This is a genomic window from Hydrogenophaga sp. GW456-12-10-14-TSB4, from assembly GCF_059424305.1.
This window is the reverse complement of the sequence record NZ_JBWKZH010000001.1, coordinates 182,850-200,686: the sequence shown is the minus strand read 5'-3', so window position 1 is coordinate 200,686 and position 17,837 is coordinate 182,850. Positions and strand designations below refer to the sequence as shown.

The following is a 17,837-nucleotide window of genomic DNA, read 5'->3' as shown; positions in this document are numbered from 1 at the left end:
TGTCTCCGGGTTATTCGGGGGAGCGGGGTCAGCGCGGGGTGGATGCAATACTGCGCGGCCAGAACACGCGCCAGATACCCTTGGCGGTGGCGCAAACTGTGCCATTGGCATCCAGGAACTCCCCTTCGGCAAATGCCGTCGTGCGGCTGATGCGCACCACCTTGCCGCGTGCTTCGAAGCTATCGCCCACGGCGGCATTGAGGAAGGTGATGTCGAGGTTGATCGTGAACTGGCGAAGCTCGAAGGGATCAATGTCGGACGCCTCGGGCATGGCCAGCAGCGAGGAGATGATGGCCCAGCCAAGCGCACCGTCGAACATATAGGAGATGACGCCGCCATTGAGCACGGTGTCCGAACCGCCGCCGCCGCGTTGGGTGGGAAGGGCCTTAGGAAGTCGTACAACAGCTCGGCCTACAGCTGTTTCTTCAACTTCAAGCCCTTGCGCCTTCAGAAAAGGGCTGTCGTTCCAGCCTTGCTTGCAAGCTGCGATGCGGTCAAGGTTGGGGGCGTTGGTATTCATATTGAGCTCCTGTGGGCTGTCTAAAAAGCGTATGGGGTTCAAAGCATCGCCAGTTGCTCGATGCGTTGCACATGGGCCGCCAACGAACGGCGCGCCAGTGGCCAGAGCGCTGCGGGGGTGTCGTCATAGGCCAGAGTTAGCCAGTCGTCCAAGCCGCCTTGCGGGACGGCGCGCATGGCCGCTAGCACCCTGGCCTCGCGCCGCAGGCGGTGCGCCTTTAGCTGCGCAATGGACTGCGCCGCCCAGCCAATGACGTGACCGTGCGCCGGCAGGATGAACTCGATACCGTCCTTCTCGCAGATCTGCGCCAGGCGGTCCAGCGAATCGAGATAGGCGCTCATGTCGCCATCGGGCGGGTCGATGATGGTGGTACTTCCGCTGAGGATGTGGTCGCCCGAAAACAGCAGACCGTCTTCTTCGAGGATGAGGCAGAGGTGGTTGGCTGCGTGCCCTGGTGTATGGACCACGCGCAGGGTGCTTTTGTGCTCGCCATCGTGCAGCATCAGGCGCTCGCCGTCGGCCAGAGCTCGGTCGGGGGCGAAGACAGCCGTGGAGCGGGCAGTGGCGGCGCAAGCCAGGCCCAGCACCGGCGGAGTATGGCCTGCCAGGCGGGCGCAGGCCTGGGCCAGCGGCTGCGCGGCGGGGGAGTGGTCCGGGTGCGAGTGGGTGCAGACGATGGCCGTGATCTGGCCTGCCGTGAAAGCGAGCAGGCGCTCGATATGGTCGTTCAGCAAGGGGCCCGGATCAATGACGATGTAGCCGCTGGACGCGTCTCCAAGGATGTAGCTGTTGGTGCCGGGGCCGGTCATGATGCTGGCGTTGGGGGCGGTGAGACGATGCAGGTGCCGCAACAAGGGCACCGGCCGCTCGTGTTGCCAGTCCAGCGGGTGCTCGAGCTGGCCGTCCGGGCAGACCAGCGCGAGTTCGCCGTACGGCGCTTCATGCTCCATGAAACGCTGAAGTTGACCGCTGACCAGACCACCCCGAGGGCAGGAGTTCCACAGTGGCACGTCTTCGGTACAGGCCGCCAGGGCCTGCTCGGCTTGCTCGAAATCCGCCAACCAGTGCAGGGTGCGGATGGTTGGAAAGATCATGAAAAAGTTGCCGGCTTGGTGTTTCGTCAGCGCATCCTCGGGCCTGACCCAGACGGGCTCGAACTGTTCCATTTCGTCGGCCACCGGCTCCTGCTGGTCGGGCATCAGCGCAACGAAGAAGGCGGTGTTGAAACGCTTGGGCACGCTGCGATCGGTGGTCCAGCAGGCCAGCATGCGCGCCCGATCGAGCGTTAGTGACCAGCCCTGGCTTTGCAGTTGCGGGTACAGCGCTTCACTGCGGTCCAGCGCTTGAAGGTGGGTGCGGGTGATGGGCTTGTCATCGGCCTGCACCGCCAGCAGGATGCCCAATTCCTCGAAGGTTTCCCTCAGTGCAGCCAGTGCTGCCGTGCGGTAGCGTCCGCCCGCGTTGGGGGCGCGTGCCAGTGTATGCGCCTGGTGGTCGTCAGCGTCCACTCGCCCGCCGGGGAAAACATAGGCGCCAGGCAAGAAGCTGGCTTTTGGCGAGCGCCGGGTCATCAACACTTCGACGCCAAGCGCACCATCACGCAGCAGCAGCAGGGTGGCGGCCGGGTGCGCGGTGACCGGCTCTCTGTGGGGGTGGAGCTGCAATGTGGAGCGGACCATGGGCAGTGTCTGTTGAGCGAGGATGTGGGTTTGGGCTTCACGCGCTGGCAGAGTGGGTGCGCAGCAAGGCGTCGAGCGTGCTTTCCAGGTGTGCGAGGGAATTGCATTCGCGCGCGATGTGGCAATAAGGGGCGTAGCGCTTCATCTCCGAATCGCCCAGGCCCCAGAACGACACCGGCTCGGGGTTGAGCCAGATGACCCGGCGCGCGCGCTGGTAGAGCAGTTGCATGACTTGAGCCTGGGCTTGACCGCGGTTGTTGCGCGCGTCGCCGAGAATCAGCACGGTGGTGCGGCGATCGATGTCCTCGAGCAACTGCGCCTCGATGTCGAGCAGCGTCTGCCCATAGTCGGTGCCACTGCCGCCCACCGCCTGCATCACTTTGTCGACCGCCTGTTCGACCGGCAGCGACTCAAAGGTGTCGCTCACCTCGACCAGGTGGTTGGTGAAAGCGAAGCTGCGCAGGTCGCTCACCTGCTCACCCAGACTGTGCAGGAACAGCAACAAAAAACGCGCGTACTGGCGCACCGAGCCGCTGACGTCGCAGATCGCCACCACGCGTGGCCGGTCCACCACTTTGGAGCGCCAGAAGGTCTCGAACATTACGCCATCGTAGGCAGCGTTTTTGCGCAGGGTCTTGCGAAAGTCGAGCTGGCCGCGCACCCGCTTCTTCTTGCGCCGCGAGTGGCGATCGGCCAGTCGCTTGGCGATTTTGCTGACGATGACGTGCATGCGCGCGAAATCACGCTTTTCGATGTTGGAGAGCTTTTGCGATTGCAGGAAGTCGTCGTGCAACTGGCGCGTCGGTGCCGTGCCGTAGAGCGCGAGTTTGCGTTCGACAAAATTGCGCACCTCCTCGAACAATTTCTTGCGCATCCGTTCGAGGTCTTTGGCACGCTCGGGCGCCAGCGTCTGGCGTTTGGCGTCAGAGATTTCGCGGTCCAGCAGCTCCAGCCCCATGGCCTGCTGGATCTTTTGGGTGTAGTAGCCTTTTTGGGTGAAAAACCAGATGTCGGTCAGGCCCACCTCGCGCGCGGCTTCCTGCATGCGCTTTGCCAGTGCCGCAGAGTCACCCGACAGCAACAACTGCGACAAGGCCTGGCCACCGCTGCCCTGACAGCCGCCCGGCCCACCGGAACCGGTTGCGGTCTGTTTGTTTTGGGCTGGGTCCGGCAGGTCTTGCGCGGCCATGGCGTCTGAAGCGGGGTTGGCGTTGGGGTCGGTGTCGGGCCTGAAGGAGGGCTTGGCCGGACTGCCTTGCGCGGCCATGTTTTCGAAGGAATTGAAACGGAAGAAGCGGTCAAAGGCCTCGTCGTACAGGGCGCGATCCGGGGTGGTTTTCGCCAGTGTCGTGCCCAGTGCGCTTTTCAGGAGGGTGCGGTCGCTCCAGCCGACCAGCGCCACGGCGCGCGCCGCATCGACCTGGGCGTTGAGGCTGATCTCGAGGTCGCTGCCGCGCAGCGCCTTGAAGAAATCCTCAAGCGTGGCTTGCACGGGGAATCTCCGCATCCTTGCGCGCTTGTTGCAGCAGGGCCGGCAGTTGCTCGCTGGCCGAGGCGATGTCCTGCTCGAACTTGAGGAAGACACTGAGCGTGCCCTTCACCATGTCCAGGCTCAAGTGTTCGGCGTGCAGCAGCAGCAGCGTTTTGGCCCAGTCGATGGTCTCGCTGACCGAGGGCTGCTTTTTCAGGTCCATCTGCCGCACCGCCTGAATGAAAGCGACCAGTTCGCGGTTCAGTGTTTCCGACAGGCCTGGCACGCGGCGCTCCAGAATGCGCCGCTCCAGCTTCGCCTCGGGGAATGGAATGTGCAAGTGCAGGCAGCGGCGCTTGAGCGCGTCGCTCATCTCGCGCGTGTTGTTGCTGGTGAGAAAAACGATGGGCTTTACCTTGGCCTTGATGGTGCCGAGTTCGGGCACCGAGACCTGAAAGTCGGACAGCACTTCGAGCAGGAAAGCCTCGAACTCGGGGTCGGACTTGTCAACCTCGTCCACCAACAGCACGCAGCCGCGCTCCTGGTGCAAGGCCTGATAGAGCGGGCGCGGCTCAAGAAAGTGCTCGGAAAAGAACAGATCGTCGTGCGCATGCAGCCGCTCGATGGAGGCCGCGAGTCCCACCGCGCCTTGCATCATCTCCCCCAGTTTGTCCTTGAGGAGTTGCGTATAGAGCAATTGCTTGCCGTATTTCCACTCGTACAAGGCCTTGGATTCGTCCAGGCCTTCGTAACACTGCATGCGGATCAGGGGCACGTCGAGAATCTCGGCCATGCCCTTGGCCAGTTCGGTCTTGCCGACGCCGGCCGGGCCTTCGACAAGGATCGGCTTTTCCAGATTGAAGCCCAGATAGACCGAGGTGGCGATTTCGCGGCTGGCAATGTAGTCGACCGCAGCCAGCCGCTGCGCCAGGCCATCGATGGAGTCAAAGTGGGGTTGGTGTAGTGTTTTCACGGGGTTCCTTGGAGAGCAGCATTTTTTCGCCGGTTTGAAGTTGTCGGGATTCGGCGATGCCGCGGGCTATGCCCTGCACCAGGCGCAGATCGCGCGCCAGGTTGAGCAGGGTCGGTTCACGGTCGTCCAGGGCCGCGGCAAAGGATTCACAGGTGCCTTGCCAGCGATCAAGCAGGCGGCGCGCGCCCAGATTGAATGCCGCCAACGCCTCGTTGGGTCCGTGCTGGTCCAGGTGCTGGGCGGCATGACGTGCAACGGGCGAGAGGGCATCGAGTTCGAGTTGCAAGCCACCCAGGTCCCGGGTCAATCCAGGGGGCCGGGCGGCGCTTTGGAACCAGCGCGCCAAGGTATCCAGCTCGGCTTGCATGGCGCCGAGCATGGGGCCCAGCAGCAGGGCGTCTTCGATCGCGCGCAGCGGCCGAGCGATGGTGTCGAAAGCCTGTCCAGGCTCGCCCAGGCGCTGGCTTTCCGGCACCCGGCAGCCGGAAAGTTGCATGCCGCAATGGCCGAGCGGCGCCAGTCCGCGCACTTTGTCGTCCACTTGGCGGGTCAGGCCCGGTGTGTTGACCTCAACGACGAAAGCATCGAAGCGCTTGCGCCCCTCGTGTTCGCCGCTGACGGCCAGCACGATGACGGCATCGGCGGCCGGGCCGTTGCTGACAAAGGCCTTGTGGCCGTCAAGGAGCCAGTCGCTGCCGTCCTGAACCGCCCGGCAGCTCAGGTGTTTGGGGTGTGCGCCGGTGCCGGGCTCGGAGATCGCGAGTGCCAGTAATGTGTCGCCAAGCGCCATGGATTGCAGCAGCGCACGATGCCGGTCGCTGCGCAGATTCGGCGCCAGCACGAAGCGTCCCAGCATCTGCTGCATCATCCACGCCATGCCCAGACCCAGGCTGGCGGATTCCCGGGCGACGATGCCGGCCACAGCGCTGACCTGCACGGCGTCCGTGACGGGCGCCCCGCCGTCGCTGTCGAAGCCCACACCGAGCAGGCCGCTGGCGCCGAGATGACGCCACCAGGCACGGGGGAAGCCGTGCGCGCAGTCAGGCGCTGGCGCGCCCGACAAGGCCAGGCGCATGGCCTCGGGCAGCGCCGAAGGCGGCATTTGCTGTGTGGGTGAGGCGGCGGACTTCATCCAGGGCTTCCGGCGTAAAACCCGAGCTGGCGCGCCGCCAGGTCGCGCATCACCTCTTCGGCGCCGCCACCGATGGCGTTGACCTTGACTTCGCGGTAAATGCGCTCCACCTTGACGCCGCGCATGAAACCGGCGCCGCCGTGCAGTTGCACCGCCTCGCTGGCGCAATAGGCCATGGTCTGGGTGGCCTGGTTCTTCAGCAGGCAGATTTCGCCCACCGGCGTATCGCCCTGTTCGACGCGCCAGGCGAGCAATTCCAGCATGGCCTGGGTCGCCTCGACGCGCATGGCCATGTCGGCGAGTTTGTGGCGGGTGACCTGCTGGTCGATCAGGCGGCCGCCGAACATCTCGCGCTCACGCGACCAGGCCAGCGCCTCGTCCAGGCAGACGCGGGCAAAGCCGTTGGCGCCGGCGGCGAGAAAGATGCGCTCGCGGTTGAAATTCTTCATGATGGCCTTGAAGCCCTGGTTTTCCACCCCCACCAGGTTCTCCACTGGCACGCGGCAATGGTCGAAATACAGGGCGGCGGTGTCGGAGCACCACCAGCCCATTTTTCTCAAAGGCGTTTGCGTAAAGCCGGGCGTGCCTTTCTCGATCAGCAGCAGCGACACGCCGCCTGGCCCCGGCCCGCCAGTGCGCACCGCCACGGTGTAGAAGTCGGCGCGCATGCCGGAGGTGATGAACGTTTTCGAGCCGTTGACGACATAGTGATCACCATCCCTGCGCGCCGTGGTCTTGAGGTTGGCCACGTCCGAGCCGCCGGAGGGTTCGGTGATGCCGAGTGCGCTGATCTTCTCGCCCCGCAGCACCGGCGGCAAGACGCGCTGCTTCAGCGCCTCGCTGCCCACGTTGACGATGGGCGGGCAGCCGATGGTGTGCGACAGCAGACTCGCCAGGACACCACCAGCACCGCAACGCGCCAGTTCCTGCGCGGCGATGATGGTCATGAACAGGTCGCCGTCGTTGCCGCCGAAGGCTTCAGGAAAACCCAGACCCAGCAGGCCGATTTCGGCCGCCTTGCGGTACAACGCGACAGGAAAGGACTCGGCTTCGTCCCAGGCATCCACGTGCGGACTGATTTCTCTGGCGACGAAGCGGCGCATCGCGTCGCGGAACGCCAGATGCTCGGGCGTATAGAAGGGACTCTTGGCAGGCAGGGTTTCGGCAGGCATGCGTTTTACTCTCCGTGGATGTGGCGTGTGTCGCGCGTGCCGAGCGGTGCGCGCCTCAATCAGGCTGCTCGACCAGTGACACCAACAATGCGCGCGTGGCAACCTGGTCGCCAGCGCGCACAGCTACCTGGTCCACCACGCCATCGCGACGGGCCAGCAGTTGATGCTCCATCTTCATGGCTTCGAGCACCGCCAGGCGTTGCCCCTTGGTGACCGTGTCGCCATGTTGGACGTCAACGGCCAGCACCCGTCCATTCATGGGTGCGAGCACGCGTGACTCCGTACTGCCTGCCGCCGCGGCCGGGGGGTCATAGGTCAGGTCTTCAAAGCTGGCACTCAGGTCACCCAGCTCCAAGTGCAACACGCCGCCGGCAAACACCGCAGCCGCGTGCTGCTGCACGCCATCGGCGATCAGGTGCAGGCACTCGCCTTCGCGCCCGCTGAGGGTGATGTGGTGCAGCGCCGCGCCCACTTCGAGCGTGTAGCTGTGGGTGCCAGTGACCGTGATGTGCACGGCATGGCGGTGTTCGCCCTCGCCGATCAGCATCGGCCAGCGTGCCGGTCCGCTGGAGCGCCAGGGCGCGGCTGCGACCGGCGTGGCGCTGGCTTCAAACCACAGCGTGCCGGCCAGCGCCAGCGCCAGCGAGTCGGGCTGGGGCCGCACCAGCGCCGCAGCGCCGAAGTGCTGGGCGATAAAGGCAGTGGTCGTTTCGCCAGCGGCGAAGGCCGGGTGGCTGGCCACGGCTTCGAGGAAGGCACGGTTGTGGGGCAGGCCGAGCAGGCGGGTGCGTTGCAGCGCACCGATCAGGCGCCGTCGGGCTTCGTCGCGGGTCGCGCCATGCACAATGATTTTGGCGATCATGGGGTCGTAGTGCGGGCTGACGGTCTGGCCTGATGCCAAGCCGTGGTCAACGCGCACGCCTTCGCCCGTGGGCGGGCACCAGAGCGCAACATCGCCACTTTGCGGCAGGAAGCCGTTGTACGGATCTTCGGCGTACAGGCGCACTTCGATGGCGTGCCCGTTCAAGTGCACTTGCTCCTGCGTCAGCGGCAAGTGCTCGCCACGGGCCACGGCGATCTGCCAGGCCACCAGGTCCAGCCCGGTGATGCACTCGGTCACCGGGTGTTCGACCTGCAGCCGCGTGTTCATCTCCAGAAAGTAGAAGCGCCCTTCGCTGTCGAGCAGAAACTCCACCGTGCCGGCGCCGACGTAGTTCACGGTGCGCGCAGCCGCCACCGCCGCCGCGCCCATTTGCTCGCGCAGCTGGGGCGTGACCGCCGGGGAGGGCGCTTCCTCGAACACCTTCTGGTGCCGGCGCTGGATCGAGCAGTCGCGTTCGCCCAGGTGGATGATGTGGCCGTGCTGGTCGCCGAAGACCTGGATTTCGACATGGCGCGGCTCAATCACCGCGCGCTCCAGGATGAGCTCTTCGCTGCCGAAGGCGTTGCCTGCTTCCGAGCGGGCGCTGGCCAGGGCGACCGCGAGGTCTTGCGGGTGTTCGACCAGTCGCATGCCTCGCCCGCCACCGCCCGCCGCCGCCTTGACCATGATCGGGAAACCGATCTCGGCAGCCTTCGTGAGCAGCGTGGCATCGGACTGGTCGGTGCCCTGATAGCCCGGCACGCAGGGCACGCCCGCCGCCAGCATCAGGCGTTTGGCGCCGGCCTTGTTGCCCATTTTCAGGATGGCCTGCGGGTCCGGGCCGATGAACACCAGCCCGGCGTCCAGGCAAGCTTGCGCAAAGCCGTCGTTCTCGGACAGGAAGCCGTAGCCGGGGTGTACCGCGTCGGCACCGGTGCTGCGCGCCGCCGCCAGCAGCGCCGCAACGTTGAGGTAGCTCTCCCGTACCGGCGCCGGGCCGATGCACACTGCCTCGTCGGCCAGGGCAACATGCAGCGCTTGGGCATCTGCTTCGCTGTAAACGGCCACCGTGCGGTAGCCCAGCGCCTGGGCAGTGCGGATGATCCGGCAGGCGATCTCGCCGCGGTTGGCAATCAGGATTTTGGTGAAGTTCATCAGGGTTCTCACATCCGTGCCACGCCAAAGGTGTTCGAAAGCAAGGGCCGCAACCCGGCTTCCCGACACACCGCCAGGGTGGTGGCGAGCGCGCGGCGGGTGTCGCGCGGGTCGATGATGCCGTCGTCCCACAGGCGCGCGGTGGCAAACAGCGAATGCGATTCGAGGTCAAAACGTGCCAGGATCTCGCTTTTCATGGTGGCCATGGTTTCGGCGGGTGGCTCCTTGCCGGTGCGGGCAAATTTTTCTTCGGTGACGATGCGCATCACGGTGGCGGCCTGCTCGCCGCCCATCACAGCCACCCGCGCGTTGGGCCAGGCGAACACGAAGCGCGGATCGTAGGCGCGGCCACACATGCCGTAGTTGCCGGCACCGAAGGAGGCACCTGTCATCACGGTGATTTGCGGCACGGTGGCATTGGCCACGGCCTGGATCATCTTGGCGCCATGCTTGATCATGCCGACCTGCTCCACATCCTTGCCGACCATGAAGCCGGTGGTGTTCTGCAGATAGACGATCGGGGTGCCCGACTGGCAGCACAACTGGATGAACTGGGTCGCCTTGGTGGCGCCTTGCGGATCAATGGGCCCGTTGTTGCCGATGAAGCCGCAAGGGTATCCCTCGATGGCACCATGGCCGCACACGGTACTGGAGCCGTACAACGATTTGAATTCGAGGAAGTCGGAGTCGTCGATCACCCGCGCCAGCACTTCGCGCATGTCGTAGGGCTGGCGAAAGTCAACCGGCACCACGCCCGCCAGTTGCTCGAACGGATAACGCGGCTCTTTCCAGGTCTTCACCGCGCGCATCGGCAAGCGGTCGTTCCACTGCAGCCGCGCCAAGATGTCGCGTGCGATGCGGATGCCGTCCGCATCGTCCTCGGCCAGGTACTCGGCCACGCCCGACATCGAACAGTGCATCTCGGCGCCGCCCAGCTCTTCGTCGGTGGCGATCTCGCCGGTGGCGGCTTTTAGCAAGGGTGGGCCGGCCAGGAAAGCCTTTGCACGGCCGCGCACCATGATCACATAGTCGGACATGCCCGGAAGGTAGGCGCCGCCGGCAGTTGAGTGGCCGTGCATCACGCAGACCTGTGGAATGCCCCTGGCCGATAGCCGCGCCTGGTTGGCGAAGCCGCGGCCGCCTTCAATGAACACCTCGCCCACATGCATCAGGTTGGCGCCGCCGGACTCGACCAGTCGCACCACTGGCAGTTTGTTCTCCAGTGCGATGGCTTCGGCGCGAAGGCTCTTCTTCATGCCCATCGGTGTGATGGTGCCGCCCTTGATCGCGCTGTCGGATGCGATCACCACGCAACGGATGCCCGACACCACCCCGATGCCGCAGATGATCCCGCCCCCCAGCACGTTCTTCTCGCCGTCGTCGTCGTGCATCCTGAAGCCGGCCAGGGTCGAAAACTCCAGCCACGACGAGCCGCGGTCGAGCAGCAGCGCGATGCGCTCACGCGGCAGCAGCTGTTTGCGGGCGCGGAACTTGGCTTCTTGGCTGTTCGACGTGTTGCGCACACGGTCTTCGAGCGTGCGGAAACTGTCGATCAGCGCGAGCATCTGTGCGCGCTCGCGCTGGAAGCTCTCTGACTGCGGGTCGACTTGACTTTGAATGGCGGGCATGGGCGGTTCTCGCTGAAAGGTCGCAGTGAACGAATGGGGTCACAGGCCTGCTTACAGGTCGTAAAAACGCTCACCCTGGGCGGCCATGCGGCGCAGCAACTGCGGCGGCGCGAAGCGCGCACCGTGCCGCTCTGCCAGGCTCTCGCAGACTTTGACAAAGGCGGACGCCCCCTGGCTGTGGATCTGGCCGATCGGGCCACCCAGGTAGGCTGGGAAGCCCCAGCCCAGGATCGCGCCGACATCGGCATCGATTGGTGCCAGCAGAACTTTTTCTTCGAGGCAGCGTGCCGTTTCGACGGACTGGATGAACATCAGGCGCTGCTTGACCTCTTCGACCGTGGGTTGCGTGGCCGCCAGCGGGAACGCCTGCGCCAGGCCTGCCCACAGTTGTTTCTGGCCATCTTGTGGGTAGTCGTAGAAACCTTTGCCGGTTTTTTTACCCAGTCGTCCCAGCTGGTCCACCATGCGGTCGCAGACGTCGTCGATGGCGCTGCGCTGGTAGGCCTTGCCGAGGTCGGTGGCGGTCTGTTTCCGGATGCGCGCCATCAATTCGAGCGAGACTTCGTCGGCCAGCGCCAGCGGCCCCACCGGCATGCCGGCCATGCGCCCGGCGTTGTCGATCAGCGCCGGCTTCACGCCTTCGGCCAGCAGCGCCAGGCCTTCGCCGACGTAGGTCGAGAACACCCGGCTGGTGTAGAAGCCGCGGCTGTCATTGACGACGATGGGCGTCTTGCGGATCGCCTTGACGAAGTCCATGGCACGGGCCAGGCATTCGTCACTGGTGGCCTGGCCGCGAATGATCTCCACCAGCGGCATCTTGTCGACTGGCGAGAAAAAATGCAGGCCGATGAAGTTGGCCGGACGTGCGGACGCCTCGGCCAGCCCGCTGATGGGCAGGGTGCTGGTGTTGGAGGCGAAGAGGGCGCCGGGGGCGATCACCGCCTCGGCCTTGCGCGTCACGTCGGCCTTGATGGCGCGGTCTTCAAACACCGCTTCGACCACAATGTCACAGCCTGTCAGGTCGGCGAAGTCGGTGGTCGGCTTGATCAGGGTGAGCTTGTCAGTGCACTCGGCCTCGGTCATGCGCTTGGCGGCCACGCGCTTGTTCCACAGGTTCTCGCTGTAGGCCTTGCCCTTGGCCGCGCTGTCGGTGCTGCTGTCGAGCAGCACCACTTCCATGCCGACCTCGGCGGCGGCGAAGGCAATGCCCGCGCCCATCATGCCAGCCCCCAGAATGCCGACCTTGCGGTAGCTGGCCTGAGGCACGCCCTTGGGCCGGGAGGCCAGCTTGCTGGCGGCGGGGATGCCAAAGAACAGCGAGCGGATCATGTTCTTGGCCTCTTTGCCGGTCGTCAGCTTGACGAACTCGCGCATCTCGACCTTGCAGCCGGTGTCGATGTCGATCTGGCAGCCGTTGTAGACGCAGTTCAAGATCGCCTCAGGTGCGGGATAGTTGCCAAAGGTCTTGGCGCGCAGCATGGCGTTGCCAGCGGTCAAAGTGTCGTAGCCCATGGGGCTTTGCACGGCGCCGCCCGGCAGCTTGAAACCCTTGCGGTCCCAGGGCTGAACAGCGGCAGCGGCACCGTCAGTCAGCAGCCACTGCCTGGCGCGGGCCAGCAGTTGGTCGGCCGGCACGACTTCATCGACCAGACCCGCTTCCAGGGCTTTTTGCGGGGCGAGCTTTTTGCCTTCGAGCAGGAAGGGCAGCGCGTTGCGCACACCGATCATGCGCGGCAGACGCTGCGTGCCGCCGCCGCCGGGCAGCAGGCCAAGGCCCACCTCGGGCAGGCCGATCTGGGCCTTGGGGTTGTCGGCGGCGATGCGTCGGTGGCAGGCCAGCGCGACCTCGTAGCCGCCGCCCAGCGTGGTGCCGTTGAGGGCCGCGACGAAGGGCTTGCCGCTTTTCTCAATGCCGCGCATCAGGGCGTGCAACTGGGTGACGAAGTCCATCATTTCGGCAACGTCCGTGATGGCGAGCATCATGTTGAGGTCGGCACCGGCGATGAACTCGGGCTTGGAAGAGGTGACGATCACGCCCTTGACGGCAGCGTCCGCGACGGCCCTGCGCACGGCGTCGGAGAAGGCAGGAATGGATTGCTCGTTGAGGACGTTCATGGGCACGTCCTGCATGGCCCAGGTGATGGTGGCGATGCCATCGGCATCAAGCTTGTAGTCAATCGTCATGTTGGTGATCCAGGTCTGTGATGAGGTTCACGTCGTGCCGAGGCTTCAGACGCGCTCGATGATGGTGGCTGTGCCCATGCCGGCGCCCACGCACAGCGTGACCAGGCCGGTCGACAGGTTGCGCCGCTCGAGTTCGTCGAGCAGGGTGCCCAGAATCATCGCGCCAGTCGCGCCCAGGGGGTGCCCCATCGCAATCGCCCCGCCGTTGACGTTCATCTTGTCGTGCGTGACTTTCATCACTTCCATGAAACGCAGCACGACTGAGGCGAAGGCTTCGTTCAGTTCATAGAGGTCGATGTCGCTGGCCTTCATGCCAGCGAGCTTGAGCGCCTTTTCCGCCGAATAGGAGGGGCCGGTCAGCATGATGGTGGGCTCGCTGCCGATGGAGGCGAACGAGCGGATGCGGGCACGGGCTTTCAGGCCCAGCCGTTTGCCGACTTCGGCGTTGCCGACCAGCACCGCAGCCGCGCCGTCAACAATGCCCGATGAGTTGCCGGCATGGTGCACGTGCACCAAGCGCTCGATCTCGGGATAACGCTGAATGGCCACCGCGTCGAAGCCGTATTTCTCGCCCTGCACCTTGAAAGCAGGCTCCAGCTTGGCCAGCGACTCCAGCGTGGTTTCGGCGCGCATGTGTTCGTCGCGCTCAAGCACGATGCAACCGTTCACATCCTTCACGGGAACGATCGAATTGGCGAAGCGGCTCTCGGCCCAGGCGAGTGCGGCGCGGCGCTGGCTTTCGACCGCGTAGCTGTCGACGTCGCTGCGGCTGTGGCCGTAAAGCGTGGCAATCAGATCGGCCGAAATGCCCTGCGGCACGAAATAGGTCGGAATCGCCACCGCTGGGTCAATCGCCCAGGCACCGCCGCTGGTGCCCATGGGCACACGGCTCATGCTCTCCACGCCGCCGCCGATGACCAGTGGCGACTGACCCGACATCACCTTGGCGGCGGCCATGTTGCAGGCCTCCAGGCCCGAGGCGCAAAAGCGATTGACCTGCACGCCGGCAGCGCTTTCGTGGTACCCGGCGGCAATGGCCGCAACGCGCGCGATGTTGGCGCCTTGCTCACCGGCGGGTTCGACGCAGCCGAGGATGATGTCGTCCACGAAGGCGGTGTCCAGGGTGTTGCGGTCGCGTAGTGCCTGCAGCGCGGTAATGGCCAAACTGATGGGCGTGGTGCCGTGCAGCGCACCCGCGCTGCGGCCCTTGCCGCGCGGCGTGCGCACGGCGTCGAAAATGAATGCTTCGGTCATGTTGGGTTTCCTTCTTTCTGAATCTGGGGATGCGATAGGCAAGAGGGCGGAAGAGCGGCAGGCGGCTGGCAGCAGTTGCTACAGCGTGCGGCTGATGATTTCCTTCATGATTTCGTTGGCGCCACCGTAGATGCGCGCGACGCGCGCATCCGCATAGGCGCGGGCAATCGGGTACTCCCACATGTAGCCGAAGCCGCCGAACATCTGCAGGCATTGGTCGATCACCTTGCAGTGCAGGTCGGTGGTCCAGTACTTGGCCATCGCGGCGGTGGCGTCATCAAGTTGACCGTCCATCAGCAGGCCGAGCAGACGGTCGACAAAGACCTGTGCGATCTGCACCTCGGTTTTCATTTCGGCGAGCTTGAAGCGGTTGTGCTGGAAATCGATCACGCGCTGGCCGAAGGCCTTGCGATCCTTGGTGTAGGCCAGGGTCCATTCGAGCGCGGCCTCGGCGCCCGCCACCGCGCCGATGGCGATCTGCATGCGCTCCCAGGCCAGTTCCTGCATCAGCAGGAAAAAGCCCTTGCCATCGCCGCCGAGGATGTTGCTGGCCGGCACGCGCACGTCTTCGAAGAAGAGTTCCGAGGTGTCCTGCGCCTTCATGCCGATTTTTTCGAGATTGCGCCCGCGCGTGAAGCCGGGGCGATTGGTCTCGACCAGCACCAGCGAGGTTCCCTTGGCGCCTTGCGTCGGGTCGGTCTTGGCGACAACGATCACCACGTCGGCGTTCTGGCCGTTGGTGATAAAGGTCTTTTGACCATTGATCACAAGTTCGTCGCCGTCACGGACCGCACTGGTGCGCACGCTTTGCAGGTCGCTGCCCGCGCCCGGCTCAGTCATGGCGATGGCGCCAATCACTTCGCCGGTGGCCATCTTCGGCAGCCAGTTGCGCTTTTGCGCCTCGGTGCCGTAGGCCAGGATGTAGGGTGCCACGATGTCGGAGTGCAGGCCGAAGCCAATGCCGCTGGTGCCGGCGCGCGAGACTTCTTCAATGAGCACAGCACTGTGCAGGCGCGTACCGCCACCGCCGCCGTATTGCTCGGGTATGGCGGGGCACAGCAGGCCGGCGGCGCCGGCCTTGCGCCAGACGGCGCGCGGCACGATGCCATCGTTTTCCCAGCCGGCGTGATGAGGTATGACTTCTTCTTCCAGAAAGCGACGTGCCTGGTCCCGGAAGAGTTCGTGTTCTTCACCGAAGAGGGTGCGGTTGAGCATGGGTCTGTCCATGAAGTTCGATTGGCATTGGCACTGGCATGGCCGACGGTCTCGAAGAGTTGCTCGTCCACGTGGGAAAGCGCCGGAAGCACCCAACGCACGATAGACAAACCAATCGACCAAACGCTTGTTAGATGATATAGTATACGGCATGGCAAAGGAGCAAGACAACCCACTCTCGCGCAGAGATGCGATCCTGGCGGCCGCGGCGAGCCGGTTCCGGCGCCAGGGTTTTGAGCGCACTTCGGTGCGCGAGATTGCCCAAGCCATGGGCATGACTTCAGGCTCGCTCTTCTACCATTTCGCGACCAAGGAGGATCTGCTGGTGGCGATCATGGAGGAGGGTGTTCGCGACATCATGCGGTCGGTGCGCGACGGGCTGGCTGGCGAAGTTCGCTTGCCCGAGCGGCTGCTGTCGATGGTGCGCAGCCACCTGAAGGCTTTGCTGGGTACGAGGCTCGACGCCATGACCGTGCTGCTCTATGAGTGGCGCAGCCTTTCGCCGGCCGCCCAGACCCGGGTGATGGCATCGCGCGACGCCTACGAGACCTTGTGGATGACGCCGATCAGCGAGGCTGCGGCGCTGGGCCTGGTCGATACAGATGTCGTGTTGGTGCGCCAGACAGTTCTCGGTGCCCTCAACTGGACGGCGCAGTGGTACCGGCCTGGCGGGCGTCTGGACATCGATGCGTTGGCGCAGCGCATGTACGCGATGCTGTTTCCTCGTGTGGCCGCATCGGGAGTGAGCAGTGATTGAACGGGCCGGATTCGGCTTCCATCTTACCGTTTTCAATTGTTTATTTTAGTCACATGGAGATAAAGTGAAGATATTGGTCGCCGTCAAGCGGGTGCTGGACTACAACGTCAAGGCCCGCGTCAAGTCCGACGGTTCGGGAGTCGATCTCGCGAACCAGAAGTTGTCCATGAACCCTTTCGACGAGATCGCATGCGAAGAGGCGGTGCGCCTCAGGGAGGCCGGTGTCGCTTCTGAAGTGATCGTTGTTTCCTGTGGCCCGGCGGCTTGCCAGGAAACGCTGCGCAGCGCCATGGCCATCGGCGCTGATCGCGCCGTGCTGGTTGAAACTGACGCCGCGCTCGAACCGCTCGCGGTGGCTAAGCTGATGCAGCATGTGGCCCAAAAAGAAGGTGTGCAGTTCGCCATCTTCGGCAAGCAGGCGATTGATGACGACGCTGGCCAGACTGGCCAGATGTTTGGCGCGCTGATGGGCTGGGCCCAGGCCAGCTTCGCCTCCAAGGTGCAGATCAGCGGCGACACGGCCACCATCACTCGCGAGATCGACGGTGGCCTGGAAACCCTGGCCATGAAGCTGCCGGCCGTGATCACGACCGACCTGCGCCTGAACGAGCCGCGCTTCATCACGCTGCCCAACATCATGAAGGCCAAGAAAAAGCCGATGGAGGTGATCAAGGCGGCCGAGCTCGGCATCGACATTGCGCCACGCACCGTGACCCTGAACGTCAGCGAGCCGCCGACCCGCAAGGCCGGCATCAAGGTGGCCGACCCGGCCGAACTCGTCAAACGACTCAAAGAAGAAGCGAAGGTGATCTGATGACAACCCTGATCATTGCGGAACACGACAACGCCGTACTCAAAGCGGCCACGCTGAACACGATTGCCGCCGCCACGCGCATCGGCGGCGACATTCATGTGCTGGTGGCGGGCCGCAACTGCGCTGCCGTGGCCCAGACTGCGGCGGCGGTTGGGGGCGTGAGCAAGGTGCTGCACGTTGACGCGGCGCACCTAGAGGCCCACCTGGCCGAGAACCTGGCCGAGCTGGTGCGCTCACGCGTGCGCGCCGATGTCGGCTACACCCATGTGCTGGCGCCAGCCACCGCCTTTGGCAAGAACGTGCTGCCGCGCGTGGCGGCCTTGCTGGACGCCTCCCAGGTGTCGGACGTGATCGCGATCGAGTCGCCCGACACCTTCCTGCGCCCGTTCTATGCCGGCAACGCGCTGGCCCGCGTGCAATCGAAGGATGCCATCAAGGTGCTGAGCATCCGCACCACCGCCTTCGACCCGGTCGGTGCGGGCGGCACGGCAGCGGTCGAGACGCTGGACGCGGCTGGCGATCTCGGCTTGACCACCCTGGTCGGGCGTGAGGTGGTGAAGCTGGAGCGCCCGGAACTCGCCGCTGCATCGGTCATCGTATCGGGCGGACGCGGACTGGGCGCGGCCGACAAGTTTCACGCCGTGCTGGAGCCGCTGGCCGACAAGCTTGGCGCGGCGATCGGCGCCTCGCGCGCCGCCGTCGACGCCGGCTACGCGCCCAACGACTACCAGGTCGGCCAGACCGGCAAGATCGTGGCACCCCAGTTGTACGTGGCGGTTGGCATCTCGGGCGCCATCCAGCACCTGGCCGGCATGAAGGACAGCAAGGTGATCGTTGCGATCAACAAGGACGCCGAAGCGCCGATCTTCCAGGTGGCCGACTATGGGCTGGTGGCGGATCTGTTCACAGCGGTGCCCGAATTGGTGACTGCGTTATAGGTTGCAGCGGATGCCGAGGTAAAGCAGAGGCCAGGCCTGTTCCTGGCAGTATGGTCGGCGGCACCGGCCAAACAATTCAAAAA

At 64.7% G+C, this 17,837-nt stretch carries 14 protein-coding genes; 3 read left to right on the top strand and 11 right to left on the bottom strand.

Annotated features, from left to right (window positions below; translation table 11 throughout):
* Positions 1–28: 28 nt before the first annotated feature.
* The 11 genes from AC07ZS_RS00970 to AC07ZS_RS00920 form a co-directional block, all read right to left on the bottom strand.
* Positions 29–520 (bottom strand): PaaI family thioesterase, encoded by a 492-nt coding sequence (locus AC07ZS_RS00970; RefSeq protein ID WP_082586013.1) that lies wholly within the window; start codon positions 518–520, stop codon positions 29–31.
* A gap of 38 nt (positions 521–558) precedes the next feature.
* Positions 559–2,199: an MBL fold metallo-hydrolase gene (locus AC07ZS_RS00965; protein ID WP_492439355.1), complete on the bottom strand. Its 1,641-nt coding sequence runs from the start codon at positions 2,197–2,199 to the stop codon at positions 559–561.
* A 37-nt stretch (positions 2,200–2,236) separates the two neighbouring features.
* Positions 2,237–3,706, bottom strand: a complete 1,470-nt coding sequence (locus AC07ZS_RS00960) for a vWA domain-containing protein (protein ID WP_086124728.1) — start codon at positions 3,704–3,706, stop codon at positions 2,237–2,239.
* The gene (locus AC07ZS_RS00955; protein ID WP_069047335.1) at positions 3,675–4,643 is read right to left on the bottom strand and encodes an AAA family ATPase; all 969 of its coding nucleotides are present in this window, start codon (positions 4,641–4,643) and stop codon (positions 3,675–3,677) included. The genes AC07ZS_RS00960 and AC07ZS_RS00955 overlap by 32 nt, the downstream gene beginning before the upstream one ends.
* Positions 4,615–5,775, bottom strand: coding sequence for an acyl-CoA dehydrogenase family protein (locus tag AC07ZS_RS00950; protein WP_492439352.1), 1,161 nt, complete (start codon positions 5,773–5,775; stop codon positions 4,615–4,617). Before AC07ZS_RS00950 ends, AC07ZS_RS00955 begins: the two co-directional genes overlap by 29 nt.
* Positions 5,772–6,947: an acyl-CoA dehydrogenase family protein gene (locus tag AC07ZS_RS00945; RefSeq protein WP_056278460.1), complete on the bottom strand. Its 1,176-nt coding sequence runs from the start codon at positions 6,945–6,947 to the stop codon at positions 5,772–5,774. The genes AC07ZS_RS00950 and AC07ZS_RS00945 overlap by 4 nt, the downstream gene beginning before the upstream one ends.
* 55 nt (positions 6,948–7,002) lie before the next feature.
* Positions 7,003–8,964, bottom strand: a complete 1,962-nt coding sequence (locus AC07ZS_RS00940; protein ID WP_056278457.1) for an acetyl-CoA carboxylase biotin carboxylase subunit — start codon at positions 8,962–8,964, stop codon at positions 7,003–7,005.
* A gap of 8 nt (positions 8,965–8,972) precedes the next feature.
* Complete coding sequence (locus AC07ZS_RS00935; protein ID WP_492439350.1) at positions 8,973–10,592, bottom strand: acyl-CoA carboxylase subunit beta; 1,620 nt, start codon at positions 10,590–10,592, stop codon at positions 8,973–8,975.
* A gap of 51 nt (positions 10,593–10,643) precedes the next feature.
* Entirely contained in the window at positions 10,644–12,776 is a 2,133-nt protein-coding gene (locus tag AC07ZS_RS00930; protein WP_492439348.1) for a 3-hydroxyacyl-CoA dehydrogenase NAD-binding domain-containing protein, read from the bottom strand.
* A gap of 45 nt (positions 12,777–12,821) precedes the next feature.
* Positions 12,822–14,030, bottom strand: a complete 1,209-nt coding sequence (locus tag AC07ZS_RS00925; RefSeq protein WP_492439346.1) for an acetyl-CoA C-acetyltransferase — start codon at positions 14,028–14,030, stop codon at positions 12,822–12,824.
* 78 nt (positions 14,031–14,108) lie between these two features.
* Positions 14,109–15,245 (bottom strand): acyl-CoA dehydrogenase family protein, encoded by a 1,137-nt coding sequence (locus AC07ZS_RS00920; protein ID WP_297393952.1) that lies wholly within the window; start codon positions 15,243–15,245, stop codon positions 14,109–14,111.
* Between the two features lie 151 nt (positions 15,246–15,396).
* Here AC07ZS_RS00920 and AC07ZS_RS00915 point away from each other — a divergent pair, with 151 nt between their 5' ends.
* The 3 genes from AC07ZS_RS00915 to AC07ZS_RS00905 all read left to right on the top strand — a co-directional run bounded on the left by AC07ZS_RS00915 (position 15,397) and on the right by AC07ZS_RS00905 (position 17,754).
* Positions 15,397–16,002, top strand: a complete 606-nt coding sequence (locus tag AC07ZS_RS00915) for a TetR/AcrR family transcriptional regulator (RefSeq protein ID WP_291086741.1) — start codon at positions 15,397–15,399, stop codon at positions 16,000–16,002.
* Positions 16,003–16,066: 64 nt separating this feature from the next.
* The gene (locus AC07ZS_RS00910; RefSeq protein ID WP_291086739.1) at positions 16,067–16,816 is read left to right on the top strand and encodes an electron transfer flavoprotein subunit beta/FixA family protein; all 750 of its coding nucleotides are present in this window, start codon (positions 16,067–16,069) and stop codon (positions 16,814–16,816) included.
* On the top strand, positions 16,816–17,754 hold the full coding sequence (locus AC07ZS_RS00905; RefSeq protein ID WP_492439343.1) for an electron transfer flavoprotein subunit alpha/FixB family protein: 939 nt from the start codon (positions 16,816–16,818) through the stop codon (positions 17,752–17,754). Before AC07ZS_RS00910 ends, AC07ZS_RS00905 begins: the two co-directional genes overlap by 1 nt.
* Positions 17,755–17,837: the final 83 nt, after the last annotated feature.